15 protein-coding genes are annotated in these 15,504 nt (G+C 46.8%); 5 read left to right on the forward strand and 10 right to left on the reverse strand.

From position 1 onward, the window contains the following. From K384_RS00005 to K384_RS00020, 4 genes are all read right to left on the reverse strand, one after another. Window positions 1–455: hypothetical protein (locus K384_RS00005; protein ID WP_038028246.1), on the reverse strand; the 455-nt coding region annotated here is incomplete at its 3' end. 227 nt (window positions 456–682) lie between these two features. Then, entirely contained in the window at window positions 683–1,240 is a 558-nt protein-coding gene (locus tag K384_RS00010) for a hypothetical protein (RefSeq protein WP_038028248.1), read from the reverse strand. 269 nt (window positions 1,241–1,509) lie between these two features. After that, a complete protein-coding gene (locus K384_RS00015; RefSeq protein WP_038028249.1) occupies window positions 1,510–2,043 on the reverse strand; it encodes a hypothetical protein in 534 nt (177 codons plus the stop codon). 17 nt (window positions 2,044–2,060) lie between these two features. Continuing rightward, window positions 2,061–3,662 (reverse strand): hypothetical protein, encoded by a 1,602-nt coding sequence (locus K384_RS00020; protein WP_038028252.1) that lies wholly within the window; start codon window positions 3,660–3,662, stop codon window positions 2,061–2,063. A 295-nt stretch (window positions 3,663–3,957) separates the two neighbouring features. On the opposite strand from K384_RS00020, the gene K384_RS00025 reads away from it, so the two are divergent. Further along, window positions 3,958–4,686, forward strand: a complete 729-nt coding sequence (locus K384_RS00025) for an SIMPL domain-containing protein (RefSeq protein ID WP_038028254.1) — start codon at window positions 3,958–3,960, stop codon at window positions 4,684–4,686. A gap of 72 nt (window positions 4,687–4,758) precedes the next feature. Here the strand turns inward: K384_RS00025 and panB are convergent, their stop codons facing one another. The 5 genes from panB to K384_RS00050 all read right to left on the reverse strand — a co-directional run bounded on the left by panB (window position 4,759) and on the right by K384_RS00050 (window position 10,252). Further along, complete coding sequence (panB, locus tag K384_RS00030) at window positions 4,759–5,574, reverse strand: 3-methyl-2-oxobutanoate hydroxymethyltransferase (protein WP_038028258.1); 816 nt, start codon at window positions 5,572–5,574, stop codon at window positions 4,759–4,761. A gap of 36 nt (window positions 5,575–5,610) precedes the next feature. Continuing rightward, on the reverse strand, window positions 5,611–6,807 hold the full coding sequence (locus K384_RS00035) for a murein hydrolase activator EnvC family protein (protein WP_169737587.1): 1,197 nt from the start codon (window positions 6,805–6,807) through the stop codon (window positions 5,611–5,613). After that, window positions 6,800–8,146, reverse strand: a complete 1,347-nt coding sequence (locus K384_RS00040) for a dihydroorotase (RefSeq protein ID WP_038028261.1) — start codon at window positions 8,144–8,146, stop codon at window positions 6,800–6,802. The genes K384_RS00035 and K384_RS00040 overlap by 8 nt, the downstream gene beginning before the upstream one ends. Window positions 8,147–8,149: 3 nt before the next feature. Beyond that, on the reverse strand, window positions 8,150–9,142 hold the full coding sequence (obgE, locus tag K384_RS00045) for a GTPase ObgE (protein WP_038028890.1): 993 nt from the start codon (window positions 9,140–9,142) through the stop codon (window positions 8,150–8,152). Between the two features lie 141 nt (window positions 9,143–9,283). Further along, a complete protein-coding gene (locus K384_RS00050; RefSeq protein ID WP_038028263.1) occupies window positions 9,284–10,252 on the reverse strand; it encodes an arginase in 969 nt (322 codons plus the stop codon). Between the two features lie 159 nt (window positions 10,253–10,411). Between K384_RS00050 and K384_RS00055 the strand changes: the two genes are divergently transcribed. Next, window positions 10,412–11,809 (forward strand): type III PLP-dependent enzyme domain-containing protein, encoded by a 1,398-nt coding sequence (locus K384_RS00055; RefSeq protein WP_038028265.1) that lies wholly within the window; start codon window positions 10,412–10,414, stop codon window positions 11,807–11,809. 65 nt (window positions 11,810–11,874) lie between these two features. Then, a complete protein-coding gene (locus K384_RS13965; protein ID WP_262509230.1) occupies window positions 11,875–12,000 on the forward strand; it encodes a hypothetical protein in 126 nt (41 codons plus the stop codon). A gap of 13 nt (window positions 12,001–12,013) precedes the next feature. Here the strand turns inward: K384_RS13965 and K384_RS00060 are convergent, their stop codons facing one another. Then, window positions 12,014–12,550: a D-glycero-alpha-D-manno-heptose-1,7-bisphosphate 7-phosphatase gene (locus K384_RS00060; protein ID WP_038028267.1), complete on the reverse strand. Its 537-nt coding sequence runs from the start codon at window positions 12,548–12,550 to the stop codon at window positions 12,014–12,016. A gap of 212 nt (window positions 12,551–12,762) precedes the next feature. Here K384_RS00060 and K384_RS00065 point away from each other — a divergent pair, with 212 nt between their 5' ends. Further along, a complete protein-coding gene (locus K384_RS00065; protein WP_316928910.1) occupies window positions 12,763–14,133 on the forward strand; it encodes a hypothetical protein in 1,371 nt (456 codons plus the stop codon). A 33-nt stretch (window positions 14,134–14,166) separates the two neighbouring features. Continuing rightward, entirely contained in the window at window positions 14,167–15,393 is a 1,227-nt protein-coding gene (gene icd, locus K384_RS00070; RefSeq protein WP_038028270.1) for an NADP-dependent isocitrate dehydrogenase, read from the forward strand. Window positions 15,394–15,504 lie beyond the last annotated feature (111 nt).

Consider the following 15,504-nt stretch of genomic DNA (forward strand, 5'->3'; position numbering starts at 1 on the left):
AGTGGTCTTTTGTCTCTTTGGCATTTGAGAAAGAAAGAACACATATGGTCTTGTAGTATTCTGTCTCCATTATAGTCGCTCAATATTAATTGAGCCAGTTCAGCCGGGGACATCACGGGCAGGTTATCGAGTTCGGAAAGTGGTACCTCCCGGTGCATATTGGGTTTTTTCCCGCGCAGGCGGGCATCAAATGCGGTGTCAAATGTTACATCGTGGCCTGTTAAACTCGTTTTGCCGTGATAGTTTTTGATTTGAAAGGTAAAACCATAGAGTATCTTCAACGAATCCCCAAAAGGACCGGGTTCATTGAGTGCTAAGTAGAGAGTGTTGCCCTTATACAGCCTGGCAGGTTGTCCGGGTATGTCTTCCAAGAGCATGTACAGTGGGGCGTTGTCTTGGGCATGCGCCATGCTCATCTTGCATAACACAAGTAAAATAAATAATAACCGTTTCATGGCTAATTTGATTTTTTAGAGTTTGACATTAGAATAATATATAATATCTGGAAAAACACCTTGATACCAATCATGAGTTTCTTGCGATTGCCGTACTTCCGCCATAAACAAGGCAGTACGGTGCAGCCCGTTCCAAGCGGCTAAAAGGTAGTCTTGCATGGTAAGTGGATAACGACATTTTGTCTTGCCATCTATTAAAAAAGCCGCCCGGTGAGGGGCGGCGGGGTTTAGAACTTTATACAATCTGCCGGATAAGTTGGCACCACAAGCCAGAGGTAGGCCTTGTCCGGGAGTTCCTCTACGACATAAACGGTTTTGTTTTTCAGGTAATGATAAACAGTACAGCCGTAGCTGAGTTCTCTTTTGCGAAGAGGTACTATTAACTCATGAAACTCATCCGGGCTGAGTATCTGCAGCCCTTGCAGGTATTGGAGGGGTACCTCTTTGTGCGAGGGCATTTTGCGGCGGTTGATAATGCGGATGTCTATGGGAGTGAATAGCGCATGAAATTGGGCATGGGGAATGTCAGGCTTGTTTTTGTATATAACTATGGATACTTGATAATAAATAAAGAGCGAATCCCCCATTTCGCCCGGCTCCCGCAGGTGCCAAATGCGTTGAATCTTATCGCTAAAAGATATGCCGTTTTTTTTACCGGTGAGACGGAGATAGAGGGTATCACCTGTTTTTTGTTGATTGTCCCGCAGGCTGAACCGTTGTGCCTGTGTGTGTTGAGCGATGACACACAGGAAGCAGAGTAGTAATAATTTTTTGAGGGTCTTCATAGGGCTATTCTGTATTTGTTTTTGTAAATGACATTGAAAGGAGGTTCAGAGTGGTATATGTTGGCTTTAATGAATTCAATTCTCTTTTTATCATCAGGGGAGTCATATATTTCCCGAAAATACAAAATGAGTACTTTTGCAGGCAGCAGGCTGATATTATTCTTTGCACAAAGCTTTACTTGGAGATAAATACAGGACAGGAGATATCTTAACAAAAAAGCCGCCCGGTGAGGGGCGGCAGGATGAAGGGGGCGTATATCTTTTTCTATTTATAGCTTTATGCAGAATACAGAAATAAATTCTACGCGATAAATCACCGCTTTGTCTTGCAGTTTTTCGACTACGAAGAGGGGCCTGTTGTTTTTTTGGCATTTGAAAAAGAAAGCACACATATGGTCTTGTAGTATTCTGTCTCCGTTATAATCGCTCAATATTAATTGAGCCAGCTCAGCCGGGGACATGACCGGCAGGTTATCGAGTTCGGAAAGTGGTACTTCCCGGTGCATATTGGGTTTTTTCCCGCGCAGGCGGGCATCAAATGCGGTAGTAAATACTGCATCGGTACTTCCTAAACCTGTTTTGCCGGGATAGCTTTTGATTTGAAACGTAAAAGAATGGAGGATTCTCAACGAATCCCCAAAAGGACCGGGTTCATTGAGTGCTAAGTAGAGAGTATTGTTCTTATACAGCCTGGCAGGCTGTCCGGGTATGTCTTCCAAGAGCATGTATAGCGGGGCGTTGTCTTGGGCATGTGCCATGCTCATCTTGCATAACACAAGTAAAATAAATAACAAGCGTTTCATGACTTATTCGATTTTTTTTAAAGTTTGACATTAGAATAGTATAAGATAAATTGAATAGCACCTTGATACCAATCATAAGTGTCTTGCGATTGTTTTACTTCCATCATAAACAGGGCGGTATGGTGCAGCCCCGCCCAAGCGGCTAAAAGGTAGTCTTGCATAGTAAGTGGATTAGGATAGTTGGGCGATCTTTGCCCGTTATCTTCATCTATTACCCACATGACCTGTGCCATTAAATCGCGGTATTGCAGCGCAATCAAGCAATGGTGTACATGGCTGCGTGTATTAGACTCAATATCCTCATACTCGGAAAAATTACTTGGGTCGTATGTTTGATAGGCATTTTTTAAATAGTGGTTGTCAGGCAGCAGGGAAGGATCATCCGCTGATTGTCCGTTGGTAGCTTCAATAAAATCTTTGAATATTTTTGCATGGGCTGCTTCGTGAACAATAGAATGTGCCACCAAGGCTTTTGTGGGTTGAGGGGTAAACAGTTCAGGGGTAAGGGCTACGGTTATTTCCCATTTTCCATTTTTAAAGCTAACCTGTGTAAATCCCCCCAATTTTTCACCATTTTGTGGTTGTTCAGGATGAGAGGCAATGTCTAACTTATAAGTGATGTAATCGCTTTCCAAATCGTGAATCAACGCTTGAAACTCCGGCACTTCCATCATTTGCTGCCATAGTGCTTGCAAGCCCGGTTTGTTCAGGAAGGCTTCGGTGGGGGTGAAAGGTCCGAAGTCAACGGGATTGCCGGGCAGGGGGTTGTCCGGGTTTTTAATAGGGGGAATTTGAGGGTGAGTGTCGCCGGGGTCCATAGGAGGCACCTCAATGCCATCTTGCCAGCCGGGGGTACCGCTGCCGGAGCCCCCGCCGGAACCCCCGCCAATGAAGATGCCGCCCCAATTACCGCCATAGTAGCCGCCGGAACCACCACCGGTGCTCCCCCCGGCGCTCCCGCTTGCACCACCGCCACCGTTGTTGTTGCAAGGATCTGAATCAGGAGAAGCTATCTCGACCACTCCTTTTGAGCTTATCCATGTACCGGATTCACTTATTTTACACCAAGTGGTTCCATTACATGTAACTGTAGCAATGCATCCGGGATCACCGGGATCATCTGTTGTGATATTTCTCACTATTTGATATGCTTTTTCTTCGCTAAACTTGCCATGAGGTTTTCCTTCAAGTTTCTGTAATAGGTGGTAGTTCATGTCATACAAAAATAAGCTGCCGGTAAAGGCTCCGGTGTAACTGCTTGCCTCTATGAGCAAACGGTTGCCTTGATTGATTAAAGTTTCTTTGTCGGTTGCCAGCTCTACAATGTGGGTGCTGACGATTTGCTTGTGCCGGTCAAACTCCACACGTAAGCGCCGGCGGAAGGCTGTGAAGTAAAACACACTCAGAGGTCTGTGCAAGGGTACCAGCAGTACAGCATTTCCTGCTTGATTGTAGTAAAGCTCTGCCTGCTGCCATTGAGGATAAAAGTAACTTTCCAATTTTTCCTTTTCCTCTGCCGGCAACAGGGAGTGGTAAAGAGGTACTCCGTCGGGTAGTGGGTTGTGTGCCCAAGGGGCCGGTGGCAAGGCTTCTTGCGCCAGCTTTACGTAATAAGCCACTTGGTTTTGCGGCAGCAGTTCAGGCGTCTGCCGGAGACCACAACCATAGAGAAGGAGGATATAAATTACCCCCCCCCATTTTCCATAGATGGTGGAATTTGTGTTTCATTTTGTATTTTGATTTTTGGTTTGATAATGCAAGTGTAATAAAAAAATCATTTTTTACAATTTTTCACTTTGTTATTTTTTTGTAAAAAAATCATTTGAAAACCTATTTGCCTCATCTCCCTGTTACACATCTTTTTTGTACCTTGTCTTGTCAGCGAAACAAACACCCTTTTAACCGGTCTATCACATGCGTTACCTCCCTCCTGCCTTGGCAATAGGCGTTGCTGCCGTGGTGTCGGCGCTTATTTTGTCTTATACTTACCTGAATCGCTATGCCCACCAAGATACCATAGAGGTGATTGGCTTGGGCAGCAAGGATTTCAAGTCCGATTTAATCGTGTGGCGGGCGTCGTTTTCGCGTAAAGCGCCTACTATCAAAGAGGCTTATGCCTTGCTGGATGAAGACCGGGCATTGGTGATGGCTTTTTTACAAGAGCAAGCCGTAAAAAAGGAAGAGTTCGTTTTTTCGCCTATAGCCATCAGCAAAGATTTCGTTTACAGCTATGATGACCGTGGCAGGCAGTATTCTACCTTTAATGGCTATGTGTTGTCGCAGACACTTACCATTGAGTCGAAACGGGTAGATGCGGTAGAAGACATCATGCGCAATATTACGGGCTTGATACAACGTGGGCTGGAGGTCGTATCTTACGAGCCGGAGTATTACTATACGAAGTTATCGGAACTGAAAATTCAGATGATAGCCGAAGCTACGAAAGACGCCCGCCTGCGTGCCGAAAAAATAGCGCAGGAAGCAGGTGCTTCTTTGGGCAAGTTGAAAGGTGCCCGTATGGGAGTGTTTCAAATTACGGCACAAAACAGCAATGAAGACTATTCGTGGGGTGGGGCTTTCAATACTTCGTCTAAAATGAAGACGGCCAGCATTACCATGCGCTTGACTTTTGAAGTGGACTAAGCGGCTTGTGATGGAAAGCCAAAAGGACTGCCGGCATGACAGCCCTTCCGGCTTAAAAGCAAGCAACGGCAATCAATAACTTTCCGATTCGTTGGGAAAATCGACCGCTTTCACATCCTTGATGTATTGCCCTACTGCTTCGGTGATGATGGTGTGCAGGTCGGCATAGCGGCGCAAAAAGCGCGGGTTGAAGTCTTTGTTGATGCCCAGCATGTCGTGCAGCACCAGCACCTGCCCATCTACATCGGGACCGGCACCAATGCCAATAACCGGGATATGCAGTTGTTTGGCTACACGTGCAGCCAGTTGGCGGGGCACCTTTTCCAGCACGATGGCAAAACAGCCGCACTCCTGAAGCATGAGTGCATCTTCTATGAGTTTTTGTGCTTCGGCTTCTTCTTTGGCGCGCACGCTGTAAGTGCCAAATTTATAAATCGATTGGGGGGTAAGCCCCAAATGCCCCATCACAGGAATGCCGGCACTCAGAATGCGCACGACCGATTCTTTGATTTCCGAACCACCCTCCATCTTGATGGCATGCCCACCGGACTCTTTCATGATGCGGATGGCAGAGCGCAAGGCTTCGGAGGAGTTCCCTTGGTAAGAGCCAAAAGGCATATCGACCACCACCAATGCACGCTTGGCGGCACGCACCACCGACGATGCGTGGTAAATCATTTGGTCAAGTGTGATGGGGAGGGTGGTTTCGTGTCCTGCCATCACATTGGAGGCAGAGTCGCCCACCAGAATGACATCGATACCGGCAGCATCTACCAGCTTTGCCAAGGAGTAATCGTAGGCAGTAAGCATGCTTATTTTTTCCCCGTTTTGCTTCATGGCTTGAAGCGTGTGGGTGGTGACGCGTTTCACTTGTGAATGTACAGACATAAGCTTGCAGTTTTAAGTTAGAGCAATCGATGAAAGTTATTTTTTAGCCAGCCACTCTTCGGGATTGAGCGGCGTTTGGTTTTTATAAACGTAGAACTGAATGGTCGTAACGCCGTCGTGGTCAGTGAGGGCTGTGCCCAGTTTTTGCCCTGTTTGCACCTCTTGCCCGTCTTTTACCAACACTTGCGACAAATTGCTGTAGCTGGTAAAGTAGTTTCCATGGCTTATCATCACGGCATAGCCGTGCCCGGGTACGGTGAACACTTTTTCCACTTTGCCGCCAAAAACGGCATACACACTTTCGCCCCTTTGTGTTTGAATTTTTACGCCATAGTTGTTGACGTATATTTTTTCCAATACGGGGTGTTCACTAATGCCGAATGGTTGGGCAACGAAGCCTACTTTCACAGGCCATGGCAGCTTGCCCCGGTTGGCTTCAAACGATTTGGCTACGGCAGCGCCTTCCGGCGTCAATACCATCTTTTTGCCTTCGCTGTCGCCGCTTTTTTTGATTTCTTCTTTTACTGCAGCTACAATCATCTCTTCGAGCTGTGCCAGTGCCCTCTGTTCTTCTTGTAGCTTGGCACGGAGTTCCCGCTCGCGCTTGTTCAATGCTTCGATGGCTTTGTCTTTCTCTTCTCTGAGTTTATTGAGCTTTTCCGTTTCTTGTTCCAGGAGGCGTAGCGCTTGCTCTTTTTCTTTGCGTTGTTGGGTAACCCGCCGGTTCTCTGCCTCCAGCATTTGTTTGGTTTTGGCTATTTCTTCAAACTGAATGGCGCGTATGTTGGAATACTGACGCAGATAATTCAAGCGCCGGAAGAACTGATTGAAGGAGTTGGAAGAGAAGAGAAAGGTCAGTTTATTGTAAGACGAGTGAATTTTGGATGCCTGATAAATCAGGTGGGCGTATTCTTTCTTCATGTCGGCGAGGTCACGCTCCAGCGCCGATATGATCATTTCGGTTTCGCTAATATTACGGTTCAGGTATTGTATTTCTTTACGGGTGTTGCGAATCAGCTCTTCGCGATTGCGTATGGCTGCGTTGATGGCGTTCAGCCGGCCCAAGCTGATGCCTTTCTCCTGGCTGGTTTCCCGTAGGATGCGGTTGGCTTCTTCTATTCGCTTGAGTTGCTCGAGACGCCGCCGCTCCAGCTCTTGCTTGCTTTGGGCAAGCAAGCAAGAGGCCTGCAGGAACAACAGCAAAGACAATATGGTGCCAAGACACTTAGTCACGGTCAAACAGGAGTCTTTCACCGGTGATGGATTCGTCGAATTGCCCGTTGGCATAGGCCAGGTGTCCCGAAACAATGGTGTGTGTGATGGTAGCCGGGAAGGTAAAGCCTTCCAGTGGCGACCAGCCACATTTATAATGTATGTTTTCTTTTTCGATGGTAAAAGGCGCGTTCATGTCGAAGAGTACAAGGTCTGCCCAGTAGCCTTCACGCAAGAAGCCCCGCTCGCTAATGTTGAAGCAAGTGGCAGGGGCATGGCACATCTTTTCTACTATCTTGGGCAGTGTAATCCAGTCTTGGCGGGCAAAGTGCAGCATAATCAGCAGGGAGTGTTGCACCAAAGGCAAGCCGGAGGGGGCTTCCCAGTAAGAGCGCTGCTTTTCTTCCCATGTGTGTGGGGCATGGTCAGTGGCTATCACATCGAAGTAGTCTTCGTGGAGGGCAGTCCACAATGCCTCCCGGTGTTTGGCTTCTTTAATAGCCGGGTTGCATTTGATGAGATTGCCCATCGGCTCGTAGTCGTCTTTTGAAAACCACAGATGATGCACACAGACCTCTGCGGTGATGCGCTTTTCGCGCAGTGGCGTTTGGTTATCAAAAAGGAAGACCTCGTCGCCGGTAGATATATGTAAAATATGAAGACGGGTATTGTATTTCTTTGCCAGCTCTACTGCCATGCGCGAAGACTTAAGGCAGGCTTCCACATTGCGAATTTCGGGGTGGATGGAAGCCGGTGGGTTTTCGCCGTACTTCTCACGGTAAGCAGCCATGTTGGCACGTATGGTGGCTTCGTCTTCACAGTGGGTAGCAATCAATAGGGGCGCTTCTTTAAACAGGTTTTCCAATGTGTGGTAATCATCTACCAGCATATTGCCCGTGGAGCTGCCCATAAATACTTTAATGCCGCATACACGCTTGGGGTCGGTGCGCAGTACCTCGTCGAGGTTATCGTTCGAAGCCCCCATGTAAAAGGAATAGTTGGCCAGCGAACGGCGTGCCGCTATTTGGTATTTTTCTTCGAGCAGCTCTTGGGTAAGAGTGGGCGGCTTGGTATTGGGCATTTCCATGAAGGTGGTTACGCCGCCGGCAACGGCCGCTTTGGCTTCGGTATATATTTCGGCTTTATGAGTGAGCCCGGGTTCACGAAAATGCACTTGGTCGTCAATAACGCCCGGCATGAGAAACTTGCCGGCGGCATCAATGACCATATCGGCTTGTAAGTGGCTGAGGTTGTCGTCGATGCGTTCGATGCGTCCGTTCTTTACGAAAACATCTGTTTCAAAAATACTACCTTCATTGATAGCCCGGCAGTTGAGTAAAAGAATGCTTTTGCGACTCATATGTTAAGAATGTAATTGTTTCCAAATAATGTCTTTGAGTAGTTGCAGATTTTTGCCTGTTATCGAAGATATGAAAATAGACGGAATATCGGTAGGGAGTGTTTGGCGTATTTCTTCTTCCAGCTCGTCGTCCAGCATGTCGGATTTAGAAATTGCCAATATGCGTCGCTTGTCCAACAACTCAGGATTGTATTTTTCCAATTCTTTGAGCAAAGTATGGTACTCGGCTACTATGTCTTGGGCATCGGCAGGCACCAAGAAAAGCAAAAGCGAGTTGCGTTCAATGTGGCGCAAGAAGCGAATACCCAAGCCCTTGCCTTCGGCAGCGCCCTCAATAATGCCCGGAATGTCGGCCATGACAAACGACTGGTAGTCGCGGTAAGGCACTACGCCCAGGTTGGGGGTGAGGGTGGTAAACGGATAGTCTGCAATTTCGGGTTTGGCCGCCGAGACAGCCGAAAGCAGGGTAGATTTGCCCGCATTCGGGAAGCCCACCAAGCCCACATCAGCCAGCAGTTTCAGCTCCAGGATAATCCATTTTTCAATGCCCGGCTCACCGGGTTGGGCGTAGCGTGGGGTTTGGCGTGTCGATGATTTGAAGTGTTGGTTGCCCAAGCCACCACGCCCGCCGGGCAACAATATTTTTTCTTCGCCGTCTTCGGTGATTTCAAGCAGTATTTCACCGGTTTCCGCATCGCGTGCGATGGTGCCCAAAGGTACTTCTATGATTTCGTCTTTACCACTGGCCCCTGTTTTGTTGTTTCCCGCACCGGGCTGTCCGTTTTCGGCACGTATATGTTTGCGGTATTTCAAATGCAGAAGCGTCCACAGTTGCGCGTTGCCACGCAAGATGATATGCCCACCGCGTCCACCGTCGCCTCCATCAGGACCGCCCTTATTGATGAACTTTTCGCGATGGAAATGCACGGCTCCTGCCCCGCCTTTACCGGAGCGGAAGCATATCTTAACGTAATCAATGAAGTTAGGTGAACTCACAGCCTTTTGTATTTTATGTACAAAGGTAAGCAAAAGTTGAGTGAGAGTAAGAAAAAGGCTTATGTTTCAGATGAAAGGCAAAAAAAAGCTGCCTTTCATCTTTGAAAGACAGCCTTGAAAAAGCATGCAGCGGTGGCGGCATCAACTAAGCACCGCCGCCGCTGCTTTTTCCAGTGCTTGTATGGCCGTTTGTAAAATGCCGAAGGCTACTTCTGCCATGCGGTTGCCTTTGTCATCCAAGGTGGGGTTGATTTCCACCATTTCCCAGCAAACTACTTTTTCATTTTCGCACAACAAACGGTTGATTTCTTGGGCTTCTTCTGCGGTCAGTCCGTTGGCTACGGGGGTGCCGGTGCCCTTTGAAATGGCGCTGTCCATACTATCCACATCAAAAGATACGTAAACAATATCGCAGTTTTCCAGGTATTGAAGTGCCTGGTTCACGGTGTGTGCTGCCCCATGACGGCGCACGTCTTCTACCGATATGTGTGGAATATGATTCCTTTCAATAAGGAAGGCTTCTTCCGGCTCGAAGCTGCGCAGCCCGATAAATACAATGTCTTCGGGCAGTATGTGTTTGCCGCCGGCCAAGTCTTTTAATTTGTTCCAGCATTCAATGGTTTCTGCTTGCGGGGCATTGCGCTTGCAGGCCAGGTTGTCTTCGCCCAGTGCCAATGCCAGGGGCATGCCGTGCATGTTTCCGGAAGGGGTCGTATAAGGCGAATGCAGGTCGGCATGGGCATCGATCCACACTACGCCCAGGCGCTTGCCGGGATAGGCGCGCATCAAAGCAAAGATGGTGGCGGCAGCCGTAGAGTGGTCACCTGCCAACACTACATTGCGGGTATAGGTGCGCAACGATTTCTCTATTTCACGGCTGATACCATGGGCAATGCGTGTATAGGCGTCGATATAATGTGCATGACGATAAGGGCTTTCGTCATAGAGCACATCGTTTTCATGGGGAACGTATTGGATAGGATAATGTTTAAACAAAGGATTGTGTTGAGTCCAGCCCACGACCTTCAATGCCTCTATGCCCAAGCTGGCACCCCGTGTGCCTGCCCCTATTTCCGAAGGTACACCTACTATATTTACTTTGCGTTCCATAACTATGTTGTTTTTTTATGAGCTTGCTACATATCTGAAAAGAAAAAATAAGGTACTACTCAAATGAAATGAGTATTTACAGAAACAAAAGCGTTTTACTTTTCAGAATTTAGCTAAATTCGTGTCTCTGAATGAGTGGCAAATAACTAATAACGTGCAATGAAAACATACCGTGAACTGATTGAACAGACCTTTTACTTTCCCACCCAAGAGTTTCGGGTTGAAGACGATGAACTGCTGTTTAACGAAGTGCCTTTAATGGAGCTGGTAAGCACCTACGGCACGCCTACCAAGCTGACTTATTTGCCGAAAATTAGTGAAAAGATTCAAGAAAGTAAAAGGTTATTTAATAATGCCATTAAAAAGTATAAATATTCCGGGAATTACACCTACTGTTACTGCACGAAGTCGTCGCACTTCTCTTTTGTGATAGAAGAAGCTTTAAAGAACGATATACATCTTGAAACGTCTTCTGCCTACGATATTCCTATCATTTGGAGCGTTCACCGCAAAGGACTTTTCGGCAAAGACCGTTACATTGTATGCAACGGCTACAAACGGCCGCTATACACACAGTATATCCGCGAGTTGCTGGAAGCCGGTTTCGAAAACTGCATTCCGGTATTGGATAATTTGAAGGAAATAGATGCTTACGAAGATGTGGATGTAAAAGAAGTGAAGTTGGGCATCCGCATTGCTGCCGACGAAGAGCCGAATTTTGAGTTTTACACTTCCCGTTTGGGCGTGCGTTATAGCGACATTGACCGCCTCTATCGTGAGCGCATTGCGCACCACCCGAAGTTTAAACTCAAGATGCTACACTTTTTCATTAACACGGGCATTAAAGATACCGCGTATTACTGGAGTGAGCTGAGCCGCTTTATGTATAAATACTGCGAGCTGAAAAAGGTATGCCCCGACCTGGACACCGTGGATATAGGTGGTGGTTTTCCCATTAAGAACTCTCTGCAGTTTGAATATGATTACGAGTACATGATTGAACAAATTGTATCCAACATTAAATGGATATGCGAGAAAAATCATGTGCCCGTGCCCAACATATTTACCGAGTTCGGCTCTTTTACCGTAGGTGAAAGCGGTGCTGTTTTGTACAAAATCATTGACCAAAAGTTGCAAAACGACAAAGAGCTGTGGTATATGATTGACGGCTCTTTCATTACGCACCTGCCCGATGTATGGGGCATCAACCAAAAATTTATTTTGTTGCCCCTGAACCATTGGGACAAGCCTTTCCATAAAGTAAACCTTGGCGGCCTGACCTGCGACAGCCTGGACTACTACAACTCCGAAGCGCACAGCTCCGAAGTGTTCTTGCCGGTTATCGAAAATGAGGATGAACCTTTGTATATAGGCTTTTTCCATACCGGTGCTTATCAAGAGTCGTTGGGCGGCTATGGGGGCATTCAGCATTGCCTGGTGCCGGCGCCCCAGCATGTCATTGTTGACAGAGACGAGCAGGGAAAAGTGCGCTCCCGTCTGTTTGCGCCTGAGCAAAGCAGTGAATCTATGCTGCGTTTGTTGGGATATACTTCCTAATTAGGCGCGATTTTTGTAACTTAATACCTCGTATTCCGTTTGTGTAAAAAAAATCAGAAAGTGTTATGAAGAAGTTCGTTGCTTTTTTGCTTCTTGCCGGGCTGTTGGGGCTTTCCTCCTGTGCAAAACGTTATACTTGCCCTACTTACATTAAAGATACGAAGACCGCCAAGCAGGAGGTGCGCTCTTAAAGTGAAGCGCCTTTTAATCTCTTCTTTCCGGTACGCTCAATATGATTTCGCTTGCCTCTGCCAGTGAATGAGCAACATAGTCTGCTGATTCGCAGGCAGATTCTTTTTTGTCTTTAATGAAAATGGTGCGCAAGCCTACTTTTTGAGCGGCTTCTATATCCCGGATGCTGTCGCCCACCATCCAAGACCGTGCAGCACATATACGATGCAAGGCAATGGCTCTTTCCAGCATCAGGCTGTGCGGCTTGAATGCCAGCGAGCGGCTGACAGAAGGGTGTATGGGCGCAAAAAACAAATCGTCGAGCGTAATGCCACATTGCTGCATAAGATAATGATGGCAGCGCAAGACGTCCGCGGTGTCGTAAAGCCCTTTGCTAATGCCTCCTTGGTTGGTCACTACGATAAGCCGGAAGCCTGCGCCTTGTAGCTTGTGCAAACTTTCACAAACGCCGGGCAAGATGTCGAAATCTTCAGGACGATAGGTGTACTCACCCCGTTCGCGATTCAGGACCCCGTCTCGATCAAGAAAAACAGCTCTATGTAGTAACATGCAATTACTTTTTTTATTTCTTTTTTGCAAAGTTGGTCTTTTTTTGAAAAAATTTTGGCAAACAAACCTTTCCGTTCTTTGAGAGTTTTCAACATTTTTCTAATATTGAACAGCTCAAACCCCCATTAGAAAACTGATGACCCATGGCAAAGCTGAAGAATATAATTAAACAACTTTCAAAGGAGGATTTTGAAAATATTTACAATTCTCTGATGGAAAGCAGCGCGGAGAAGTCTGCCTATCTGCTTAAATTTTTATACCAGAACAAGCTCCCCGATTCCAAAATCATGGAGGAGTTGGACGTGAACTCCAATGCGTACTATACATTGCGCTCACGTCTGAATCAAAAGATTGAAGAATACCTGCTTGAGCAGATTGAAAGCCCGCGCACGGACTTGTTAAAAAAGGTGGCAAACATTACCGAAGTGGTATTCACCAAAAAGCGTCCTATCATCATTGCCACCCTCAAAAAGCTTGAAAAAGAGCTGAAGGACTTCGACCTGTCAAATGAGCTGACGATTGTATATAAAACCCTCAAACGCTTACATGTTCACCAGCCCGAGCAATACTACAACTATTCGCAGCTTTACAACCGTCACGTGGCTTACATGCTTTCGGTAGATAAAGCCGAGATGCTCATTACCGAGTATTTCAAAAAATATGGCGATTACTTCTTTACCCAAGATGAAACCGACAAGCTGGAGCTGACGCTCATGCGCAAAGAGCTGCTGAGCACCGCCAAGCTCTATGAGTCACACCGGCTTTACGTGTACAAGGCTTGTGTGGATATCTTCCATCGCTTGTTTGTGGAGGCGGAAGAAAGCATGGACGACGAGCCCATAGAAGACATGCTGCAACGTGCTTCGGAAGTCTTCTCCATGTACAACGTGGACCCCATTTACTATCACCTGCAGATAGTATTCGAATTCCTGCGTTTGGAATACTATAACCATTATAAAGTATATCGCAAGGTAGAAGATTACTTCGATGAAGTAAACGATTCCTTGTCCAGCCTGTTAACAAACTATCCGCTTTATACTTTCCCCGCACGCTTTCTTTATACCAAAATAGAGCGCCACTTGCGCATGGGCTCGGAGCAAGATATTTATCCGGAAAACGAAGCACTCTTTTACGACTTCGAACCCGATAAGAACGACTTGCCCACTTATGTGAGCTACGTTTGCTACCGGGCTTTGAGCTGTTATTACGTAAAAGAGTTCAAAGAAGCAGCCAAGTGGCTGAATGACCTGCTCAACGATGTATCTTTGAAGAAATATCCTTTCGTGCATATGAATGTGAAGCTGCTGCTGGCGCTGCAATATTGCATGCTACACGATATCGAGCTGTTCAATCAGTTGGCAAGCAGCATTCAACGGCAAATACGCTTGCACGGCAAAGAGAACTGCCCCTATGAAGTGGGCTTCTTGAAAATATTGAAAACCTTGACCAGCCCGAATAAACGTAACAAACCGGAAAAGGTGCGCGCCTTAGCCAACAAGCTAAGCCAAGCAATGCCACGTCTCTTCTGTCCCGTGCAGTATGTGAAAATAGACGAGGAATTTATAAATTGGGCACTTTCTTAATTTTTACGGTTAAACAAAAACAACTTCCTATCTATGAGTGGAGAAAAAATTACTATCCAGAACGGTAAACTCAATGTGCCTGATAATCCGGTTGTTCCTTTTATTGAAGGCGACGGTACCGGTGTTGATATTTGGCCTGCGGCTCAACGTGTGATTGATGCAGCAGTAGAAAAAGCATATGGTGGCAAACGACGCATTGTGTGGAAAGAAGTGCTGGCAGGCGAAAAGGCTTTTAACACCGTAGGCTCTTGGTTGCCGGAAGAAACCCTTCAAACGTTTAAAGAATATTTGGTAGGTATCAAAGGTCCTTTGACTACTCCCGTAGGCGGTGGCATTCGTTCTCTCAACGTGGCGCTGCGCCAAGAGTTGGATTTGTACGCCTGTGTGCGTCCGGTGCGTTGGTTTGAAGGCGTGCCTTCGCCCGTAAAGCACCCGGAACTCTGCGATATGGTGGTTTTCCGTGAAAATACAGAGGATATTTACGCGGGCATAGAGTTTCAGGAAGGCACCGAAGACGTGAAAAAGTTTTTGGGATTGTTGAAGGATGCTTTCCCCGAGCGTTATAAAAAGATTCGCTTCCCGGAAACCTCAGGCATTGGCATAAAGCCGGTTTCTCGTGAGGGAACCGAGCGCTTGGTGCGTGCAGCCATCAATTATGCTTTTCAATACAAAAAGCCTTCGGTGACCCTTGTGCATAAAGGTAATATCATGAAGTTTACCGAAGGGGCTTTCCGTGACTGGGGATATGCCTTGGCAAAACGCGAATTTGGTGCAAAAGACTACGAAGGAGGTCCTTGGCAAATTATTGAAAAAGATGGTCATCAGGTCATTATCAAGGATGTGATTGCCGATGCATTCCTGCAGCAAATTTTGTTGCGTCCCGCAGAATATTCTGTTATTGCCACATTGAATTTGAACGGCGACTATATTTCCGATGCCTTGGCTGCCATTGTGGGCGGTATAGGCATTGCGCCCGGTGCAAACATCAACTACGATACCGGTGCTGCCATCTTCGAGGCTACCCATGGTACAGCGCCTAAATACGCCGGACAAGATAAAGTAAACCCCAGCTCAGTGATTTTGTCGGGGGCTATGATGCTCGAATATTTCGGTTGGACCGAAGCCGCCGACCTCATTTATAAGGGAATGACCGGAGCCATCTCCAAAAAACGCGTGACCTATGACTTCCACCGTTTAATGGAAGGGGCTACACTCTTGAAATGTTCTGAGTTTGGCGAAGAAATTGTAAATAATATGTAAACAAAAGTTTCTTTTTAGTATAAAATTTTGATAAGCGGCTATATGGCCGCTTATTTTTTTGCACTTTTTTTGCTTGTATTACACTGTGAGAAAGTAGGCTTTTATGGTGTG

Origin of the sequence: Thermonema rossianum DSM 10300 (assembly GCF_000426825.1) — a bacterium.
GTDB lineage: Bacteria > Bacteroidota > Bacteroidia > Cytophagales > Thermonemataceae > Thermonema > Thermonema rossianum.